Source organism: Acidovorax sp. GW821-FHT10A04 (assembly GCF_059415825.1).
Genome location: NZ_JBWKNZ010000004.1, coordinates 215,383 through 235,687, shown reverse-complemented (window position 1 = coordinate 235,687; position 20,305 = coordinate 215,383). Strand labels below are relative to the sequence as shown.

At 67.2% G+C, this 20,305-nt stretch carries 15 protein-coding genes; 7 read left to right on the top strand and 8 right to left on the bottom strand.

The annotated features are described in order from the left end of the window. Window positions 1-20: 20 nt before the first annotated feature. Genes AC07PF_RS11235 through AC07PF_RS11220 form a run of 4 tightly spaced genes read right to left on the bottom strand, consistent with a single transcriptional unit; the run spans window position 21 to window position 6,210 of the window. On the bottom strand, window positions 21-2,066 hold the full coding sequence (locus AC07PF_RS11235; protein WP_494611886.1) for a M3 family metallopeptidase: 2,046 nt from the start codon (window positions 2,064-2,066) through the stop codon (window positions 21-23). Window positions 2,067-2,107: 41 nt separating this feature from the next. Further along, window positions 2,108-2,965 carry a bifunctional methylenetetrahydrofolate dehydrogenase/methenyltetrahydrofolate cyclohydrolase FolD gene (gene folD / locus AC07PF_RS11230; protein ID WP_007848532.1) on the bottom strand — a complete coding sequence of 286 codons (858 nt, stop codon included), beginning with the start codon at window positions 2,963-2,965 and terminating at the stop codon, window positions 2,108-2,110. A 60-nt stretch (window positions 2,966-3,025) separates the two neighbouring features. After that, window positions 3,026-3,652: a response regulator transcription factor gene (locus tag AC07PF_RS11225; RefSeq protein WP_007848524.1), complete on the bottom strand. Its 627-nt coding sequence runs from the start codon at window positions 3,650-3,652 to the stop codon at window positions 3,026-3,028. Next, window positions 3,649-6,210, bottom strand: a complete 2,562-nt coding sequence (locus tag AC07PF_RS11220) for a sensor histidine kinase (RefSeq protein WP_007848515.1) — start codon at window positions 6,208-6,210, stop codon at window positions 3,649-3,651. Before AC07PF_RS11220 ends, AC07PF_RS11225 begins: the two co-directional genes overlap by 4 nt. 239 nt (window positions 6,211-6,449) lie before the next feature. On the opposite strand from AC07PF_RS11220, the gene aceE reads away from it, so the two are divergent. The 3 genes from aceE to lpdA are packed head-to-tail and all read left to right on the top strand — an operon-like array spanning window position 6,450 to window position 12,704. Next, window positions 6,450-9,167 carry a pyruvate dehydrogenase (acetyl-transferring), homodimeric type gene (aceE, locus tag AC07PF_RS11215; RefSeq protein ID WP_007848506.1) on the top strand — a complete coding sequence of 906 codons (2,718 nt, stop codon included), beginning with the start codon at window positions 6,450-6,452 and terminating at the stop codon, window positions 9,165-9,167. Window positions 9,168-9,185: 18 nt separating this feature from the next. Beyond that, the gene (aceF, locus tag AC07PF_RS11210) at window positions 9,186-10,856 is read left to right on the top strand and encodes a dihydrolipoyllysine-residue acetyltransferase (protein ID WP_494611885.1); all 1,671 of its coding nucleotides are present in this window, start codon (window positions 9,186-9,188) and stop codon (window positions 10,854-10,856) included. 15 nt (window positions 10,857-10,871) lie between these two features. Then, window positions 10,872-12,704, top strand: a complete 1,833-nt coding sequence (gene lpdA, locus AC07PF_RS11205) for a dihydrolipoyl dehydrogenase (protein WP_494611884.1) — start codon at window positions 10,872-10,874, stop codon at window positions 12,702-12,704. Between the two features lie 18 nt (window positions 12,705-12,722). Here the strand turns inward: lpdA and AC07PF_RS11200 are convergent, their stop codons facing one another. Continuing rightward, window positions 12,723-12,866 (bottom strand): hypothetical protein, encoded by a 144-nt coding sequence (locus tag AC07PF_RS11200; RefSeq protein ID WP_494611883.1) that lies wholly within the window; start codon window positions 12,864-12,866, stop codon window positions 12,723-12,725. 92 nt (window positions 12,867-12,958) lie between these two features. On the opposite strand from AC07PF_RS11200, the gene AC07PF_RS11195 reads away from it, so the two are divergent. Together AC07PF_RS11195 and AC07PF_RS11190 are read left to right on the top strand one after the other, a co-directional pair. After that, window positions 12,959-14,158: a hypothetical protein gene (locus AC07PF_RS11195; protein ID WP_007848501.1), complete on the top strand. Its 1,200-nt coding sequence runs from the start codon at window positions 12,959-12,961 to the stop codon at window positions 14,156-14,158. A 16-nt stretch (window positions 14,159-14,174) separates the two neighbouring features. Continuing rightward, window positions 14,175-14,687: a DUF4274 domain-containing protein gene (locus AC07PF_RS11190; RefSeq protein WP_494611882.1), complete on the top strand. Its 513-nt coding sequence runs from the start codon at window positions 14,175-14,177 to the stop codon at window positions 14,685-14,687. 13 nt (window positions 14,688-14,700) lie between these two features. Here the strand turns inward: AC07PF_RS11190 and AC07PF_RS11185 are convergent, their stop codons facing one another. Further along, on the bottom strand, window positions 14,701-15,477 hold the full coding sequence (locus tag AC07PF_RS11185; RefSeq protein WP_007848498.1) for a hypothetical protein: 777 nt from the start codon (window positions 15,475-15,477) through the stop codon (window positions 14,701-14,703). Between the two features lie 98 nt (window positions 15,478-15,575). Between AC07PF_RS11185 and AC07PF_RS11180 the strand changes: the two genes are divergently transcribed. After that, window positions 15,576-16,178, top strand: a complete 603-nt coding sequence (locus AC07PF_RS11180; protein ID WP_494611881.1) for a DUF2199 domain-containing protein — start codon at window positions 15,576-15,578, stop codon at window positions 16,176-16,178. On the opposite strand, the gene AC07PF_RS11175 is transcribed toward AC07PF_RS11180, so the two are convergent. After that, complete coding sequence (locus AC07PF_RS11175) at window positions 16,165-17,151, bottom strand: DMT family transporter (RefSeq protein WP_494611880.1); 987 nt, start codon at window positions 17,149-17,151, stop codon at window positions 16,165-16,167. The genes AC07PF_RS11180 and AC07PF_RS11175 overlap by 14 nt on opposite strands. 164 nt (window positions 17,152-17,315) lie before the next feature. On the opposite strand from AC07PF_RS11175, the gene AC07PF_RS11170 reads away from it, so the two are divergent. After that, entirely contained in the window at window positions 17,316-18,257 is a 942-nt protein-coding gene (locus AC07PF_RS11170; RefSeq protein ID WP_494611879.1) for a LysR substrate-binding domain-containing protein, read from the top strand. On the opposite strand, the gene AC07PF_RS11165 is transcribed toward AC07PF_RS11170, so the two are convergent. Beyond that, window positions 18,209-20,071 (bottom strand): sensor histidine kinase, encoded by a 1,863-nt coding sequence (locus tag AC07PF_RS11165; protein WP_494611878.1) that lies wholly within the window; start codon window positions 20,069-20,071, stop codon window positions 18,209-18,211. The two genes, AC07PF_RS11170 and AC07PF_RS11165, sit on opposite strands and share 49 nt — an antisense overlap. Window positions 20,072-20,305 lie beyond the last annotated feature (234 nt).

The following is a 20,305-nucleotide window of genomic DNA, read 5'->3' as shown; positions in this document are numbered from 1 at the left end:
TCCGTGTGTTGTGGGGAAACTCAGGCTGCGGCCGGTTCGGCCATGCCCTGGTGGCGCATCAGGGCATCCAGGCGCGGCTCGCGGCCCCGGAAGGCCTTGAACGACTCCATCGCCGGGCGGCTGCCGCCGGCTTCCAGGATGGCCTCGCGGTAGCGGCGGCCGGTCTCGGCGCTCGGCTGGCCATCGCTGCCCACCGTTTCTTCAAAAGCGGCATAGGCGTCGGCGCTCAGCACCTCGGCCCACTTGTAGCTGTAGTAGCCCGCAGCATAACCGCCCGCGAAGATGTGGCTGAAGGTGTGCGCCGTGCGGCTGAAAGCCGGTGGCTGCAGTACCGCCACCTCGGCACGCACCTGGGCCAGCAGGGGCATGATGTCCCGCGCCGGGTCGTGCTCGGTGTGCAGCAGCATGTCGAACAGCGAGAACTCGATCTGGCGCAGCGTCTGCATGCCGCTCTGGAAGTTCTTGGCCGCGATCATCTTGTCGAACAGCGCGCGCGGCAGCGGCTCGCCGGTGTCCACATGGGCCGTCATGTGCTTGAGCACGTCCCACTCCCAGCAGAAGTTCTCCATGAACTGGCTGGGCAGCTCCACCGCATCCCACTCCACGCCGCCGATGCCCGAGACGTCACGCTCGTTCACCTGGGTCAGCATGTGGTGCAGGCCGTGGCCGAATTCGTGGAACAGGGTGATCACGTCATCGTGCGTGAGCAGTGGCGGCTTGCCGTCCACGCCACTGGCGAAATTGCACACCAGGTGTGCCACAGGGGTCTGCAGCACGCCGGTGTCGGGGCGCAGCCAGCGGGTGCGCACGTCGTCCATCCAGGCACCGCCGCGCTTGCCGGTGCGTGCTGGCTGGTCCAGGTAGAACTGGCCGACCAGCGTGTTGCCGCGCTCGATGCGGTAGAACTCCACGGCCGGGTTCCACACCGGGGCGCTGTCGCGGCGGATGGCCACCTCGAACAGCGTCTCGATGATCTTGAACAGGCCGGCGAGCACCTTGGGCGCCGTGAAGTACTGCTTGACCTCCTGCTCGCTGAAGGCGTAGCGCGCCTCCTTGAGCTTTTCGGCCACATAGGGCCAGTCCCAGGCCTGGGGGTTGGCCAGGCCGAGGTTGCCTGCGGCGAAGGCGCGCAGGTCGGCCACGTCCTTTTCGGCATAGGGGCGGGCGCGGTGCGCCAGGTCGCGCAGGAAGCTGACCACTTCGGCAGGCGATTCGGCCATCTTGGCCACCACCGAGACTTCGCCGAAGTTGGCGTAGCCCAGCAGCTGTGCCTCTTCCTTGCGCAGGGCCAGGATCTCGCTGATCAGCGCCGTGTTGTCGTACTTGCGGGCGTCGCCCTCGGCCTGGTCCGAGGCGCGCGTCACGTAGGCGCGGTAGATCTTCTCGCGCAGGGCGCTGTGGTGGGCGAACTGCATCACCGGCAGGTAGCAGGGCATCTTCAGCGTGAGCTTGTAGCCATCCTTGCCATCGGCCTGGGCGGCATCGCGCGCGGCCTGCAGCACGTCGGCCGGCACGCCATCGACCTCGGCTTCGGTGGCGTAGTAGGCAAAGGCGTCCGTGGCGTCCAGCGCGTTCTCGCTGAACTTCTGGCTCAGCTCGGCCTGGCGCTCCTGGATTTCGGCAAAGCGGTCCTTGGCCGTACCGGTCAGCTCCGCGCCGCTGAGCACGAAGTTGCGCACCGCATTCTTGTGCGCCTGGCGCTGCTCGCTGGTCAGGGCGGCGGGGTCGATGGCCTTGTACTTGGCGTACAGGCGCTCGTCGGCGCCCAGGCGGGTCCAGAACTCGGTCACGCGGGGCAGGGCGGCGTTATAGGCGGCGCGCAGCTCGGGTGTGTCGGCCACGCTGTTGAGGTGGCTCACCGCGCCCCAGGCTGTGCCCAGTTGCTCGGTGGCCACGTCCAGCACCTGGGCAATGGCGTCCCAGCGGGCGGGAAAGTCGGGGGCGGTCACCTTTTCCAGCGCCACGTTGGCACGCTCAAGGAGCACATCGACCGCAGGCGCGACGTCCTCGGGGGTGATGCGGTCAAACTGGGGAAGGCCGGAGAATTCGAGAAGGGCGTTGCTCATGCGGTGTAGATGGCGCCTCGGGGCGTAGGTTCAAGGATTTTTCACCGGGCTGCCGCGGTGCGCTCGGCGGCCTCGATGGTGTTCACCAGCAGCATGGTAATGGTCATCGGGCCAACCCCGCCAGGGACGGGGGTGATCCAGCCGGCCACTTCCTTGACGCCCTCGAAGTCCACGTCGCCGCAGAGCTTGCCTTCGGCGTTGCGGTTGATGCCCACGTCGATCACGATGGCACCGGGCTTGACCATGTCGGCCGTGAGCGTGTTGGCGCGGCCCACGGCTGCCACCACCACGTCGGCCTGGCGCGTGTGGTAGCCCAGGTCGGGCGTGCCGCTGTGCGTCACGGTCACGGTGGCATTGGCCTGCAGCAGCAAGAGGGCCATGGGCTTGCCCACGGTGTTGCTGCGCCCGATCACCACGGCATGCTTGCCCTTGAGCGACTGGCCGGTGGACTCGATCAGCTTCATGCTGCCGTAGGGCGTGCAGGGGCGAAAGCCCTCCAGGCCGGCCATCAGCTCGCCGGCCGACAGCACCGAGTAGCCGTCCACGTCCTTGGCGGTGGATATGGCCTCGATCACCTTGTGCGGGTCGATGTGCTTGGGCAGGGGCATCTGCACCAGGATGCCGTGCACCGTCGGGTCGGCGTTCAGCGCGGCGATGCGGGCCAGCAGGTCGGCCTCGCTCAGAGTGGCCTCGTACTTCTCGAAGACCGAGCGCACGCCGCTGTCCTCGCAGGCCTTGACCTTGTTGCGCACATAGACGGCGGAGGCCGGGTCTTCACCCACCAATATCACGGCCAGGCCGGGCTGGTGGCCGCGCGCGGTGAGGGCGGCGGCGCGCTGGGCGACTTCGCTGCGCAGTTGGCGGGAGAGGGCGGTGCCGTCGATGAGTTGGGCTGTCATGGCTGGAATACGGATCGAAAAGGGCGCCGGGGGGCGCCCTGGTGGGTGACTGGTGTGGGCTCAGCCCTTGGGGGCATTCTGGCCGAGGGCGATTTTCAGCAAATCGGCCACGGTATTGGCGTTGAGCTTTTCCATGATGTTGGCGCGGTGCGCCTCCACCGTCTTGATGCTGATCCCGAGGTCGTCGGCGATCTGCTTGTTCAGGCGGCCGGCGACGATGCGCTCGAGCACCTGCGCCTCGCGGCTGGTGAGCTTGGAAAGCAGGGCATCGCGGCTGGCGGCCTGCTGGTAGCCGGCGAAGGCCTCGCGGGCATGGTCCAGCATGCGCTCGACCAGGCCGACCAGCTCTTCTTCGTCAAAAGGCTTCTGGATGAAGTCGAGCGCACCCTTCTTCATGGTGTTCACGGCCATGGGCACGTCGCCGTGGCCGGTGATGAACACGATGGGCAGGGGCGACTTGCGCTCGATCAGACGGTCCTGCAGCTCCAGCCCGGTCATGCCGCCCATGCGGATGTCCACGATCAGGCAGGCCACTTCGCGCGGGTCGTAGCGCGACAGAAAGGTCTCGGCCGAATCAAAGCAGCGCACCCGGTAGTCCTTGCCTTCCAGCAGCCACTGCAGGGAGTCTCGGACGGCTTCGTCGTCGTCCACGACGTATACGGTGCCTTTTTTCGGAATCAAGCTCATGCAATTGTCCTTGGAGTATGTGCGTTTGCTACAGAATTTGTAGTGTCATCGGCAGGCTTGGCAAGCGGCAACCAGAAGGAGAACCTGCAGCCCGTGACCTCGGAACCATTGTAGATGTTCTCTGCATGCATCCGGCCCTGGTGCGACTCGACGATGCTGCGGCACAGATTGAGGCCCATGCCCATGCCTTCCTGCTTGGTGGAGAAGAAGGCTTCGAACAGCCGCTCCAGCACCTCGGGCGCCAGGCCCTTGCCGGTGTCCAGCACCGAAAACTCGACCACGCCGCGGTCCTCGATGGTCTTGGGGACCACGCGCAGCTCCACGCTGCGGCCGGCGGTGGGGCGGTTGGCCTGCTGGATGGCCTCGGCGCCGTTCTTCATCAGGTTCACCAGCACCTGCTCGATCAGGATGGTGTCGGCCATCACGGGCGGCAGGCGCGCGGCGATGTACAGCGTGAGGCGCACATGGTGGCGGCGCAGCTCGATGTCGGCCAGCTCCACGGCCTCGGTCACCATGGAGTGCACGTCGGCCAGGGCACGGTTGGGCTCGCTCTTCTTCACGAAGGAGCGGATGCGCTGGATGATCTGCCCGGCGCGCTGCGCCTGGTGGGCCGTCTTCTGCAGGGCCGTGAGCAGGGCCTCCTCGGTCAGCTGCCCGCTCTGGATGCGCGAGACCATGCCGCTGCAGTAGTTGTTGATGGCGGTGAGCGGCTGGTTGAGCTCGTGCGCCACGCTGGATGCCATCTCGCCCATGGTGATCAGCCGGCTCACCGACTGGGCGCGTTCGGCCTGGCGCGAGGCCTGTTCCTCGGCCTGGCGGCGCGGCGTGATGTCGGTGGCGATCACCATCTGTGCCAGGCGGCCGTCCACCCAGTTCAGGTAGCGTGAGCGCACTTCCAGCCACTTGCCCAGGTCGGGCAGGTAGATCTCGGCGTTTTCGGTGCGGGCGCTGGTCAGCGTATCGGTGGGCAGGCCCATCAGCCCGTCCTCGTCGTCCACCCCCGTCGACGTGCTGCTCGCCACGGGCACCACGCCGGCCTGGGCCACCAGTTGCAGGTGGCCGCCGGTCTGCGAGCCGAACCACTGGCGGTACAGCTTGTTGGCAAACAGCAGCTCCTCGCTGCCCAGCGGCGCCACGGACACCGAGGCATCGAGCGATTCGAGCACGATGGTGAAGCGCTCGTGCGATGCCGACAGCTGCTCGCGCACCCGGTTGGGCTCGGTGATGTCGGTCATCGACGTCATCCAGCCCGTCTGGTGGCCATGGGCGTCGATCAGCGGCGACACGTACAGCCGCGCATCGAACAGCGTGCCGCTCTTGCGCCGCACCCGCACCTGGAAGCCGCCGACGATGGTCTTGCCGCTGAGTTCATCGCGCAGCTTGGCGTGCAGCGCCTCGTGGTCCGAGTCGGGCCAGTAGGGGAAGGGTGCCTTCAGGCCCACCAGCTCGGCCTCGCTCCAGCCCGTCATCTGGCAAAACGCGGCATTCACGTAGGTGATGCGGCCTTCCATGTCCAGGGCGCGCATGCCGGTCAGGATGGAGTTCTCCATCGCGCGGCGGAAATTGGTCTCGGCCACCAGGGCCTGCTGGGCCTGCATGCGCCGGCGCGTGTGGCGCCAGGTGGCGATCAGCATCCAGGCCGTCATGGCCGAGAGCGTGCCCACCAGCCAGAACAGGCCGCTGCCCACCACGCCCAGCGAGGTGCGGTAGGCCTGGGCGCGCAGCACCAGGCCGTTGCCCACCGGGGAGACCGGCACCTCGTACTCGTTGGCGCGCGGGCTCCAGGGCAGGAACTGCGTGGCCGGGTTGCGCGGGCCCAGGGGCGTACCCGCCAGCACCTGGCTCTTGCCATCGAGCATGGTCACGGCATAGCGTGCCAGCACCTCGGTCGGCGTGCCATAGCGCAGCAGGCTGTCGATGGAGTACTCGCCGAGCACCACGCCGCTGAACTTGCCCTGGTTGTTCAGCGGCACCTGCAGTTGCAGCAGCGGCGTCACATCGCCCTGGGCGGCCGGTGGCTGGGCGTAGACGGGCTGCTGCAGGTCGCGCGCCAGGCCGTAGGTGTCGGCCGTGTCGCCGGCTTTGAGCACCTCGCCGGCAATGCGCAGCTCGCTGCTGGCCAGCGTGGGCGCGGCATGGCTGGCACGGATGCGGCGGCGCTCGTCGATCCAGGTGATGGCCTGCAGCTCGGGGTACTGGCTGATCAGCGTCTCGGCCCGGCTCACGAACTCGGAGCGCTCCAGCTCCTGGTTGGACAGGTCGCGCGCAATGCGCATGAGCTGCTCCTGCCGCTCCAGCAGGCGCAGGCGCACCCGCTGCTGGGCATATTCCACATCGCGGCGCAGGGCTTCCTGCTCGCGCTCGGCCTCTTCGGCGCGCAGGTACCAGAAGGCCGCCACGATCGCCGCCAGGAACATCAGCACCGCTGCCAGGGGCGCGAGCGCGGCGAACCGGTCCTGCCGGGTGGGCGAGAGGCTGCGCCACCACTTGCGCCACCAGCGCGCAGGGGCCGCGATGGGGGAGACCGTGGGGGAGGGCGCTGGGTCAGTGGGATGCATGTCCCTCAAGTGTAGAGGAGGTGCACACCTGGTTACGGACAGCGGGGACAAACCTGTCCACGATCCCTTTTGCGGCGGCTTGTCAGGCTGGCGTAGGCCTTTTGCGAACGCTCGTTCTTGTGCAGTTGCAGCAAAATCTCATAATGCGATATCGATGGGCACCATTTGAAATTGGCGAAAAGTTGTGAGAAACTAGGGGCAGTGTTCTAAATTGCTGCCACACCCATAGGAGACAAAGCATGTCAGCTCAGCCCGACCCTCAGGCCGCTTTCGGCCTCGGTACCGACGTCGATCAGCAGGAAACCCGTGAATGGATGGATGCGCTGTCCGCCGTGATCGACAAGGAGGGCCCCGAGCGCGCCCACTTCCTGCTGGAACAACTGCTGGAGCACGCGCGCCAGAGCAGCATCGACATGCCGTTCTCGGCCAACACCGGCTACGTGAACACCATCGAAGCCGACCAGGAAGCCCACTGTCCCGGCAACATCGCGATTGAAAAGCGCCTGCGCGCCTACATGCGCTGGAACGCCATGGCCATGGTGGTGCGCGCCAACCGCCTGAACCCCGCCGACGGCGGCGACCTGGGCGGTCACATCGGCTCGTTCGCATCGGTGGCCAGCATGTTCGGCGCCGGCTTCAACCACTTCTGGCATGCCGCCAGCGAAGACCACGGCGGCGACCTGCTGTACATCCAGGGCCACAGCTCGCCCGGCATCTACGCCCGCGCCTACCTCGAAGGCCGGCTGACCGAAGAGCAGCTCGACAGCTTCCGCCAGGAAGTGGACGGCAAGGGCCTCTCGAGCTACCCGCACCCCAAGCTGATGCCCGAGTTCTGGCAGTTCCCCACGGTGTCCATGGGCCTGGGCCCGCTGATGGCCATCTACCAGGCGCGCTTTCTCAAGTACCTGCACGCCCGTGGCATCGCCAACACCGAAAACCGCAAGGTCTGGGTGTTCTGTGGCGACGGCGAGATGGACGAACCCGAATCGCTGGGCGCCATCGGCCTGGCCGCGCGCGAAAACCTCGACAACCTGGTCTTCGTGATCAACTGCAACCTGCAGCGCCTGGACGGCCCGGTGCGTGGCAACGGCAAGATCGTGCAGGAGCTCGAAAGCGAGTTCCGCGGCAGCGGCTGGAACGTCATCAAGCTCCTGTGGGGCAATGGCTGGGACACCCTGCTGGCGCGCGACAAGACCGGCAAGCTCAAGCAGCTGATGATGGAGACGCTGGACGGCGACTACCAGGCCATGAAGGCCAACGACGGTGCCTTCGTGCGCAAGAACTTCTTCGGCCGCTACCCCGAGACGCTCAAGCTCGTCGAGCACATGACCGACGACGAGATCTTCGAGCTGCGCCGCGGTGGCCACGAGCCCGCCAAGGTGTATGCCGCCTTCCACGCCGCCAACGCGCACAAGAACCAGCCCACCGTGCTGCTGGTCAAGACCGTCAAGGGCTATGGCATGGGCAAGGCCGGTGAAGGCAAGAACACCGTGCACCAGACCAAGAAGCTCTCGGACGAGGACATCAAGTACATCCGCGACCGCTTCAGCATCCCGATCCCGGACAGCCAACTGGCCGACATCCCGTACTACAAGCCGGCCGACGACACGCCGGAAATGCAGTACCTGCAAGAGCGCCGCAAGGCCCTGGGCGGCTACCTGCCCAAGCGCCTGCCCAAGGCCGAAGAGAGCTTCACCGTGCCCTCGCTCGATACCTTCAAGGCGGTGCTGGAGCCTACGGCCGAAGGCCGCGAGATCTCCACGACCCAGGCCTACGTGCGCTTCATCACGCAGCTGCTGCGCGACCAGGCCCTGGGCCCGCGCGTCGTGCCCATCCTGGTGGACGAGGCACGTACCTTCGGCATGGAAGGCCTGTTCCGCCAGATCGGCATCTACAACCCCAAGGGCCAGCTGTACACCCCGGTCGACCGCGACCAGGTGATGTACTACCGTGAAGACAAGGCCGGCCAGATCCTGCAGGAAGGCATCAACGAAGCCGGCGGCATGGCCAGCTGGATCGCTGCCGCCACCAGCTACAGCACGAACAACCGGATCATGATCCCGTTCTACGTGTACTACTCGATGTTCGGCTTCCAGCGCATTGGCGACCTGGCCTGGGCGGCGGGCGACATGCAGGCCCGCGGCTTCCTGCTGGGTGGCACCTCGGGCCGCACCACGCTCAACGGCGAAGGCCTGCAGCACGAAGACGGCCACAGCCACATCCTGGCCGGCACCATCCCCAACTGCGTGAGCTACGACCCGACCTTCGCTCACGAAGTCGGCGTGATCATGCACCATGGCTTGAAGCGCATGGTCGAGCGCCAGGAAAACGTCTTCTACTACATCACGCTGCTCAACGAGAACTACCCCATGCCCGGCCTGCAGCCCGGCACGGAAGAGCAGATCCTCAAGGGCATGTACCTGTGCAAGCAGGCACCCGCCCTGGCCGCCGATGCGCCCACGGTGCAACTGCTGGGCAGCGGCACCATCCTGCGCGAATCCTTCTTCGCCCAGGAGCTGCTGGAAAAGGACTGGGGCGTGGCCGCCAGCATCTGGAGTTGCCCGAGCTTCAACGAACTGGCCCGCGATGGCCAGGACGTGGAGCGCTGGAACCTGCTGCACCCGACCGAAACGCCACGCGTCTCGTTCGTCGCAGAGCAGCTGGGCAAGACCACGGGCCCCGTGGTCGCCTCCACCGACTACATGAAGAACTACGCGGACCAGATCCGCTCGTTCATCCCGGCCGGCCGCACCTACAAGGTGCTGGGCACCGACGGCTTCGGCCGCAGCGACTTCCGCAGCAAGCTGCGTGAGCACTTCGAGATCAACCGCCACTACATTGTCGTGGCGGCCCTCAAGGCGCTGTCCGAAGAAGGCAAGGTGCCTGCGGCCAAGGTGGCCGAGGCCATCGCCAAGTACAACATCCAGGCCGACAAGGTCAACCCGCTCTACGCATAAATCGCACCGGAGACAACAATGGCATTGGTAGACATTCAGGTTCCGGACATCGGTGACTTCGACGAAGTCGGCGTGATCGAGCTGCTGGTCAAGCCCGGCGACACGGTCAAGGCCGAGCAGTCGCTGATCACGGTGGAATCCGACAAGGCGTCGATGGAGATCCCCTCGAGCCACGCAGGCGTGGTCAAGGAGATCAAGATCGCCGTGGGCGACAAGGTCAAGCAGGGGTCCGTCATCGTCGTGCTGGAAGCAGCCGACGCGGCTGCTCCCGCAGCAGCACCGGCGGCAGCTGCTCCTGCACCCGCTGCCGCTGCGCCTCAGGCCGCAGCACCAGCGCCGGCACCCGTTGCCGCGCCAGCCGCTGCATCTGGCCCGGTGGAAGTGCGCGTGCCCGACATCGGCGACTTCAAGGACGTGGCCGTCATCGAGATGCTGGTCAAGGTGGGTGACACCATCAAGGTCGAGCAGTCCCTGTTTACCGTGGAGTCCGACAAGGCCTCCATGGAGATCCCTTCGCCTACCGCAGGCGTGGTCAAGGAACTCAAGGTCAAGATCGGCGACACCGTGAACATCGGTGACCTGGTGGCGATTCTCGAAGGCGCAGCCGCGCCTGCGGCTTCCGCGCCGGCACCTGCAACGGCTCCTGCTGCTGCGCCTGCAGCCCAGGCAGCGCCGGCCCCTGCCCAGGCTGCTGCGGCAGCGCCCGCTCCCGCAGCGGCTGCCGTGCCCGCCCACCAGCCCGGCGGCCCCGTCACGGGCCTGCCCCATGCATCGCCCTCGGTGCGCAAGTTCGCCCGCGAACTGGGTGTGCCGCTCGAAGAAGTCAAGGGCACCGGCACCAAGGGCCGCATCAGCCAGGACGACGTGCAGGCCTTCACCAAGCAGGTCATGAGCGGCGCCACCCAGACCAAGGCCCAGGCGGCCAAGGCTCCTGCAGGTGGTGGTGGCGGCGCAGGCCTGGACCTGCTGCCTTGGCCCAAGGTCGACTTCAGCAAGTTCGGCACCGTCGAGCGCAAGGACCTGTCGCGCATCAAGAAGATCAGCGGCGCCAACCTGCACCGCAACTGGGTGATGATCCCCCACGTCACCAACAACGACGAGGCCGACATCACCGAGCTCGAAGCCTTCCGCGTCTCCACCAACAAGGAGAACGAGAAGAGCGGCGTCAAGGTGACCATGCTGGCCTTCGTGATCAAGGCCGTGGTGGCTGCGCTCAAGAAGTTCCCGGAGTTCAACACCAGCCTGGACGGCGACACCCTGGTCTACAAGCAGTACTACAACATCGGCTTCGCGGCGGACACGCCCAATGGCCTGGTGGTGCCTGTGCTCAAGGACGCCGACAAGAAGGGCATCATCCAGATCAGCAATGAAATGGGTGAGCTGGCCAAGAAGGCCCGCGACGGCAAGCTCGGCTCGGCCGACATGCAGGGCGGCTGCATGTCGATCAGCTCGCTGGGCGGCATCGGCGGCACGCACTTCACGCCCATCATCAATGCGCCCGAAGTGGCCATCCTGGGCCTGTCCAAGGGCCAGACCAAGCCCGTGTGGGACGGCAAGCAGTTCGTGCCGCGCCTGGTGCTGCCGCTGTCGCTGTCGTACGACCACCGCGTGATCGACGGTGCCAGCGCTGCGCGCTTCAACGCCTATCTGGGCCAGGTGCTGGCGGATTACCGCCGCATCCTGCTGTAACGAGGAGACCCTGGTATGGCAATCATTGATATCAAGGTTCCGGACATCGGCGACTTCGACGAAGTCGGCGTCATCGAAGTGCTGGTCAAGCCCGGCGACACCATCAAGGCCGAGCAGAGCCTGATCACCGTGGAGTCCGACAAGGCCTCCATGGAGATCCCCTCCAGCCACGCTGGCGTGGTCAAGGAGCTCAAGGTCAAGATCGGTGACAAGGTCGCCCAGGGCGCCGTGGTGCTGACGCTGGAGGCGGCGGACGCAGGTGCCGCGGCTCCCGCACCTGCGGCAGCGCCCGCGGCAGCCGCACCGGTCGCTGCGGCAACCCCCGCTGCACCCGCGCCCCAGGCATCGAGCTTCGGCGGCAGCGCCGACCTCGAATGCGACGTGCTGGTGCTAGGCGCCGGCCCCGGCGGCTACAGCGCCGCCTTCCGCGCAGCCGACCTGGGCCTCAAGGTCGTACTGGTCGAGCGCTACGCCACCCTGGGCGGCGTCTGCCTGAACGTGGGCTGCATCCCCTCCAAGGCCCTGCTGCACGTGGCGGCCGTGATGGACGAAGTCAGCCACATGGCCGACCTGGGCGTGAGCTTCGGCGAGCCCACGCTGGACATCGACAAGCTGCGCGGCCACAAGGAAAAGGTCATCGGCAAGCTGACTGGCGGCCTGGCCGCCATGGCCAAGATGCGCAAGGTCACCACCGTGCGCGGCCTGGGCCAGTTCGTCGGTGCCAACCACCTCGAAGTGGAAGAGACCAGCGGCGCCACCGGCCAGGAGAAGACGGGCACCAAGAAGGTCATCGCCTTCAAGAACGCCATCATCGCCGCCGGCAGCCAGGCAGTGCGCCTGCCTTTCATGCCCGACGATCCGCGCGTGGTGGACTCCACCGGCGCGCTGGAATTGAAGGAAGTCCCCAAGCGCATGCTCATCCTGGGCGGCGGCATCATCGGCCTGGAAATGGGCACCGTCTACAGCACCCTGGGCGCGCGCCTGGACGTGGTGGAAATGCTGGACGGCCTGATGCAGGGCGCCGACCGCGACCTCGTCAAGGTCTGGCAGAAGATGAACGCCAAGCGCTTCGACAACATCATGCTCAAGACCAAGACGGTGGGGGCCAAGGCCACGCCCGAAGGCATCGAGGTGACGTTTGCTTCGGCGGAGGAGGGCGGTACCGCCCCGGCGCCCCAGGTCTATGACCTGGTGCTGCAGGCCGTGGGCCGCACCCCCAACGGCAAGAAGATCGCCGCCGAGAAGGCCGGGGTGGCTGTCACGGACCGTGGCTTCATCAACGTCGACATCCAGATGCGCACCAATGTGCCGCACATCTTCGCCATCGGCGACATCGTGGGCCAGCCCATGCTGGCGCACAAGGCGGTGCACGAAGCGCATGTGGCGGCCGAAGTCATCGCTGGCGAGATCCAGGGCAACAAGGAACTGGCCAGCGCCGCCTTCAACGCCCGCGTGATCCCCTCGGTGGCCTACACCGACCCCGAAGTGGCCTGGGTGGGCCTGACCGAAGACCAGGCCAAGGCCCAGGGCATCAAGGTCAAGAAGGGCCTGTTTCCCTGGACGGCCTCGGGCCGCGCCATCGCCAACGGCCGTGACGAGGGCTACACCAAGCTCTTGTTCGACGACAGCCCCGAGGCCCATGGCCACGGCAAGATCCTGGGCGGCGGCATCGTGGGCACCCACGCCGGCGACATGATCGGCGAGATCGCGCTGGCCATCGAGATGGGCGCGGACGCGGTGGACATCGGCAAGACCATCCACCCGCACCCCACGCTGGGCGAGAGCATCGGCATGGCGGCGGAGATCGCGCATGGCAGCTGCACGGATGTGCCGCCGCAGAAGAAGTAAGTAGGCAGACGGGCCGCTTCACTCCAGCAAAAAGCCGCGCATGCCTTCGGGCACGTGCGGCTTTTTTTTGTGCCCGGCCACGTACCGATCCACCAGGACATCGGCGTGCGCGGCTACAACGTGGCTTTCTACAAGCCGTTGTGCGAATGCATCGAGTCCCATGCAGGCGGGGTTTTCCGGTAGCCGCCCGGCGCGCCATTGCGCACAATCCGCTGATCCTGTTACATATTCGGGTGTCTGCCGCTTTCGCTTTCATGAGCACCATCGTCCAGATCTTCGACCGCATCACGGCCACCGACGTGCCCACGGCCCTGGCCGCGTGCCAGCGCGACCAGCGGGCCACGCCCCGCGTGGTGGCCATGTTCGACCAGTTCTTGCGCGAGGTGCAGTGCTACTACCCGCTGGCCGCTGGTGCCAACGGGGTGGAGCAGCCCCTGATCTGGGCCGAGGGCCTGCCGTTCGGGCCGTTGGACCACTGGCCGTTGAACCTGGGCCTGCACCTGCAGGCGCTGGACGCCACGGTGCTCTCCACCCTGGGCCATGTGGCAGCCGACGCCGGGCTGCAGCTGTTCGAGCCGCAGGGCGGGGCGCTGTACCGGCTGGACCGCCAGGTGGTCTACGAGGACGGCACGGTCGAGCCCTTTGCCGAACGCGCCCTGCGCGTGGAGCCGCCCAAGGTGCAGGCCGCGCCCGGCAGCTTTGCCCCGGCGCGGGTGCCGCACAGCCTGGACGTGCTGTGCGGTGCACTGATGGAGCGGCTCGCGCCCCTGGGTTTCGAAGTCCACCCCCATCCGGTGAACTCACGCGCGCGCCTCGTGCAGCGCAGTTATGGCCCTACGGTGCAGGCGTTTTTCATACAGGTGCAGCCCGAGCATGACCGGCAGTACATCCATTGCTCCGTGAACTGGTGGCTGCCCGGCGTGCGCGAGGCCTGGCTGGCGCGCCTGGACGAACTGGGCGGGCCCGAACTGCGCGGCCGCATCAAGACCTTCATCCCCGACTACGAGCGGACCCTGAACGATTTTCAGCAGATCCCCTGGCACCGCAACCCGCGCCTGGGCCAGAACGACCTGCGCAGCGCGCACGACCTGGCCGAGTTTGCCAAGGCCCTGGCCTTCTGGGCCGCCGAGCGCGCCATCCTCTGGCAGGACGCGCCCAAGGACATGGCGGCCCTGGGCAAGCTGCTGCTTTCGGTCGACCAGGTCAGCCGCGTGCTCAAGGACGGCGAGAGCGGCGTGCACGGCCTGTTCTATCTGCAGGAGCAGATGGCCCTTCTGGTACTGGCCTTGCACTGCAGGACGCCGCTGCGCGATGTCTGGGTCGAAACCCTGCGCCACCGCCAGCGCGTGACGCAGCACGTGCAGTGGAAGCCCGTCAGCGGCAACGATGGCAATGCCTTGTTCGACGCCATTCTCCACAGCCTGGTCGAGCGGCCTGCCGCACTGGGCGCCTGATCCATCCCCTACCGACATGACTTCCGACAACGACATCGAAACCCGTGTCCAGGCGATCGTGCAGGCCTACCTGGCCGATGCCTCTCCCGCCGCCTGGCACGTCTTTGCTGCGCGCTCCAACTACGACGGCAATCTGCAGGCATTACAGTGGCTGGTGGACCAGCCCACGCTGGACCGGGGTACGGCGCTGCTCATCTACTGGTACCTGGGCGCCGGCTGGCATGTACAGTTCACCTCGGCAGAACAGGCCTTGAGCCCAGAGACCTTCTTGCTATTGCGCCTGATCGAGGAGCGCTACGCAGCGGGCTTCTACAACACGGGCCATATCTGGTTCGACCCGCACACCTCCGAAGGCGGCCGGCCCGACGACTACCCCAAGGTGCCGGTGGTGCGGCCCGTGCCCGCCATCATGCTGGAGCCGGTGAACGGCAGCGAGTTCGTTGAGCTGGACCCGGAGGGCTTTGACGACGGGCTGCCGATGGCTGTGGCAGTGGCGATCTACGCGCTGTTCGAGGACAGCGACAGCTGAGCTTTCCGGCGGGTCAGCGGGCCGTCGTACCGTCGGGCGCCTCGGTGTCTGCACTGTGCGAGCCCAGTCCCGCGCCCATGGCCATGCCTCCCATGCCGGCCCCACCACCGCCACTGCCACCTGCGCTGCGCCCGCCACCGCCCTCGGTACTGCCGGCTGCCCGCTTTCCGGCGGCACCGCCTCCACCGCCGCTGCTGGGGCGCAATGGGCCCTGGTTGGGAATGGCCACCGCGCTGGGGATGGGCTCCAGGTCCAGTGCCGAGCGAATGAAGTGGCGCAGCGACACCACCAGTTGCGCAGTCTCGATGCTGCGCCCGGCCACCATGTCCTGGGCGGCCTTGGCGGCCAGTTCCACCTGTTCCTCGGTGCCGAGCAGGATCACGTCGGACAGCGCGGCCTCGACCGCATCGCGCACGCGGCGCTGGCGTTCGGTGCTGGTGAGGGCGAGGGAAGGCAGGGCTGGCTCCCCAGTTTCGGCGGCATCGGCTTGCGGCGTTTCTCCAGCCATGGCCATCTGCACGGCGCTGTCATGCACCTGGTGGCGCCTCAGGTCGCGCATGTGCGTGGGATGCACCTGCAACTGCCCGGTGAATGAGCCACCCAGCGTCTTGTACGCGGCAATCAGGGTCTTGAGGCGTTCGTTGATCTGCCGGTTCTCGCGCTCGCGCCGCTTCTGGATGGTCTGCATGAACACCAGGCGCGTACCCACCATGACCAGGGTGGCCACCAGCAGGCCCATCAGGGTGGTGAGCAGGGTGGACCAGGAGCTGAAGTCGAGCAGGTTGCGCATGGGGGCTGGCAGCGTGGGGCGGGGGAGCACTGATGATAGGCAGGGTGCCTGGATGCCGGTGTAGGCCTGCGGCCCAACCAGCCGGTCTGTCAGGTAGCATGCCCCTCCCATCCCCCACAACCGGTGACCGAATCCACGGGCACGACCGCATGAACACCAGCCGCCCACCAGAGGCCGACACGCCAACCGCCCCGGCTCCCGGCATCTGCCCCTGCTGCGGGCTGGCGCACGACGGCCTGTCGGTTTCCATCCCGGTCTCGCGGCCGACACTGACGGACAAGGTGCCGCCCGCGGAGTGGGCCGAGCGGGTCTGGTCCAACGGCGAGATGTGCGTGATCGACGACGAGCGCTTCTACCTGTACGGGTCGGTGCTGCTCTCCATCCATGGCCACCCGGACGAGTTTGCCTGGGGCGCCTGGGCCGAAGTGAGCGAGGAGCAGTTCATGGCCTACCAGGAACTGCGTGCCGAGGAGGGGCGGGAGGCGCACGCGCCATTGGCGGCGCTGCTGGGCACCGACATCCCGTTCTACCCGGTGACCCTCGGCCTGCCGCTGATGGTGCATATCCAGCCGCAGGGGCTGCGGCCGAATTTTGTGCTGGATGCCGGGCCGCATCCGCTGGTGCAGGACCAGGCCGGGGGTGTCAGCCCTGAGCGCGTCGAGTCCATCAAGGCCTGGTTCGCCTCGATCAAGGCTGGGTGACCACGCTGGGCTTGCCCGCCAGCGGGGTGGACGGGGGCAGGGCCCTGGCCGCCGCTGGCGCGGGGCGCTTGCTGATCAGCAGCACCCCCGCCAGCACCAGCCCCGCGCCGGCCATCTGCCACCAGGACAGCGGCTCGTTGAGCAGCCAGCAGCCGAAGAAGATGGTCAGCATGGGCCCCAGGTTGCCGATCAGCGCGGTGCGGGCGGCGCCGATGCGGCGGATAGCGGCAGACGTCATGAACACCGGCAGCACGGTGGAGAAGATCGCCATGCCCAGTGCATGCAGGTACACCGGCGCGGGTTGCGCCAGCGCCGCGACCGGCTGGGTCGCGACAAAATGCGCCAGCGTGGCCACGGTGGACACCAGCATGGCCAGTGCGGTGAAGCGCGCCGCGCCCAGGGTGCGGATGGCCGATTCGCTGCCCGCCTGGTAGAAGGCGTACGACACGGCCGAGCCGAAGACGAAGCCTGCGCCGATGAGCACGGCCCGGGTATCGCCGGCCACGTGCAGGTCGTGCGCAAAGGCCAGGCCGATGCCGGCATAGGACAGCAGCAGCGAGCCGATCTCGCGCCGCGATGCGCGCTTGCCCATGAAGAGCACGCCGATCACGATGGTGAGCGTGGGGTACAGGAACAGGATCAGCCGCTCCAGGCTGGCCGTGATGTACTGCAGGCCGATGAAGTCGAGGATGCTCGCGCCGTAGTAGCCCAAGAGGCCCAGGGCCGTGACCAGCGCCCAGTCGCGCCGGGTCAGCGGCGCCAGGCTGCGGCTGGCGCGCCAGCCGACCCAGGCGAACACCGGCAGCGAGAACGCCATGCGCAGCGCCAGCAGGGTGACCGAATCGACCGGCGTGGCCTGGGGCACGGCATAGGCCAGCTTGACGAAAATGGCCTTGAACGAGAAGCCGAGGGCGGCGAGAACGGCCAGGGCCAGGCCGATGCGTTCGGCAGGCCAGTGTTTCCAGGAGGACATGGGGTGTTTAGGGTTCAATGCATGCGGTTGCCGCGAACGGTATGTGTGCATGCGATAGGGGGCAGAGGAATCAATGGGGCCATGTTGCTCTGTTATGTTGCAGGGCACAATTGCTATTCCCGCAAGCATGCGTTCGTACATAACGAACGCTATGGGCCCGCTGCATGAACTACGACCTGACCGACCTGCGCCTGTTCGTCGCCATTGCCGAAGAGCGCAACCTTACGCGCGGGGCCGCGCGCGCCTGCCTGGCGCCGTCATCGGCCAGCCACCGGCTGCGCCGGCTGGAGGATGCGCTCCACACCACCTTGTTCGAGCGGCAGACCCGCGGCGTGCAGCTCACGCGCGCGGGCGAAGCGCTGCTGCGCAATGCGCGCCAGGTGCTGGCCAGCCTGGAGCAGATGCATGCCAACCTGTCGCCCTTTGCCACGGGCATCCGCGGCCATGTGAGCCTGTGGGCCAACACCCATGCCACGCACACCTTTCTGCCCGATGACCTGGCCGGCTTCCTGAAGCAGCACCCCCAGGTCAGCGTGACGCTGGAGGAGCGCACCAGCGCCGAGATCGTGGTCGCCGTGGCCAGCGGTGAGATCGAGGTCGGTGTGCTCGCCGACAGCGGCAACAGCGCGGGCGTGGAGCTGGCGCCCTACCGGCAGGACCGGCTGGTGCTGATCGTGCCCAGGGGGCATGCGCTGTCGGGGCGTGCGCAGGTCGGCTTTGCCGAGGTGCTTGACCACGCTTTTGTCATGCTGCATGCGGGCTCGGCCATCCATACCTTCACGATGAACGCGGCGGCCTCCCTGGGGCGGCACCTGGATGTGCGCATCCAGGTGCGCAGCTTCGAGGCAGTTTGCCGCATGGTGGGGGCGGGCGTGGGCATCGGCCTGGTGCCGCGCAGCGCGGTCCAGCTGGCAGGCCTGGCGGACCCGCCGGTGGTCGTGGCGATGGACGAGCCCTGGGCCCAGCGCGACCTGCAGATCTGCGTGCGCAAGGGCGTGGCGCTCTCGGGTTTTGCCTCGGCACTGGTGGAGCACCTGCGGCGCAGCGGCACCAGCCCTCAAGAGGGTGGGCTGTCAGTCGGCAACCGGCCCTCGGGGAGGCCGTAGGGGCTGGGCTTGGGAGGTTTGATGGGTAGCCACAGGGTGAAGCGTGTTCCAGTCGGCCCGGAGGCCCACGCCACCGTGCCGCCGATGGCCTGGGCGCGGCGCTGCAGGTTGCGCAGGCCCCGGCCGGCAGACTCTGCATGGGCCTTGTCCACATCGAAGCCCTGTCCGTTGTCCTCGATGGCCACCTCGACGACTTCCCCCACCTGACCGGTGCTGAAGCGGATTTGGGTCGCCCGCGTATGGTGCAGGATGTTGGCCACGGTCTCCTGCACGATGCGCAGAATGTGCAGCGCGCTGGAGGGGTCCAGCCATTCAAGCACCGGCACGTCCTGCACCTCCCAGCGCAAGGCGATGCCCGCACTCTCGATGCGCGGCCCCATCCGAAAGCGCAGCGTGGCCAGCAGCAGCAGCAGGTCGGCATCCACCGGCTCCATCGAGTCGATGGCCAGCTTCAGGTCGTCCATGCAATCGGCCAGCACCCGGGCCATCTGCTCGTCGGTCAGAGTGCCGCCCTGGACCGAGCGGATGGCGCTGGTGAGCGAGGAGCCCAGGCCATCGTGCATGTCCTGCATCAGGCGCTGGCGCTCCTGGCTCAGCGTCTGCGCGTGCTCTGCCGTGCGCAGCGCCTGGTAGCTGCGCTCCAGTTCGGCCTCGCGCGCCGCGAGCCGTTCGGCCAGGCCTGCGTTGACCCGCTTCACCTCGGTGATGGCCCGCACGTAACGGCGCAGCATGATGAACATGAAGACGGCCAAGTACAGGACCGCGGCGTAGGGCGTGAGGTAGAACCATTCCAGGTCCAGCAGTTGCTGGGCCTTGAACCAGTCGTAGATGCCCAGACCCACCGCCACGGCGACGCTGCTGCTCAGCAGCAGGCCGTCCATCGACCGGCTGCGCCAGGAATGCCACAGCCCCCCGGCCACCACGGCGACCGCCAGCGAGATCTGCAGCATCTGCAGCCCCGGGCGCAGCAGCACCAGGGCGGGCAGCGGCAGGCCGAGCGGCAGCGTCAGCAGGGTGAACATGGCCGTCAGCGCCAGCAGCGCGCCGGTCAGCCGTGGCAAGGTGCGCCCATGCAGCAACTGCAGGAACGCGTGCAGGATCACGATCTGCCAGGCCAGCGCGTTCAGCGTGATCCAGCCGAACCAGGCGTCGCTCACCGGCAGCCGCTCCAGCCCGGTATGGAAATGCCAGCGCCGCACCACCTGCAGCAGCGAGAAGCCGGCCAGCAGCAGGTACAGGGGGTCCTGGCGGCGCCACAGCCACACGCCGAAGCAGAACAGCGCCACGGCAAGAAAGGCCGAACTGCTCATGAAGGGCAGCTGGAATTCCAGCCACTCGCGCACGGTGTAGTGCGACAGCAGGGCATTGGTGTCGCCCACATAGAACGACGAGAGCCCGCCGCCCGCGCCCTGCAGGCTGTCCAGGCGGATGAGGATCTCGCGCGGCGCAGCCGCCAGCGGTGTCTGGTTCAACGGCAGCAGCAGGCCCGGGTGGCGGAACAGGTTCCAGCTTGGGCTGCCCAGCGACCGGTGGATCAGCCGGCCGTCCGCGTACACCGCAATCTGGCCCGCGGTCTGCCAGCGCTTGAGGTAGAAGTGGGCCGTGCCGCCGGGCGGTGCAATGTCCGGCACCTGCACACGGAACCAGCGGGTCGATACGCGTGGCGTACCGCCAGCCGGGATGATCTGGCGCTCGAAGACAAAGGGCAGCGCGACCTCGCGCCAGTCCGCGCCCAGGGCTTGCCAATCGGTGTGCTCCTGCAGCGGCGCCGGCGAACCCGGCAGCTCCAGCTCCTGCGCGGCGGTGAAATGCACGACCGGCTGCGGCTGTGCCTGCACACCACCCATGCCCAAGACCACCGCCAGCAGGCAGACCAGCACCCATCGCAGCCGGCAGACAGTGGCTAGGAGCCTGTCTGACTTGGAAATCGTCGGCTGCAAATCGGCCGCAGCGGTCCATTTTTCACCGTTTTTTTGCCCCATAGCCTGGCTATGGGGCTGCAAATCCGGCAAAAACTGTCCTCGCTGAGGCCAATTTTCGCTTTCGAC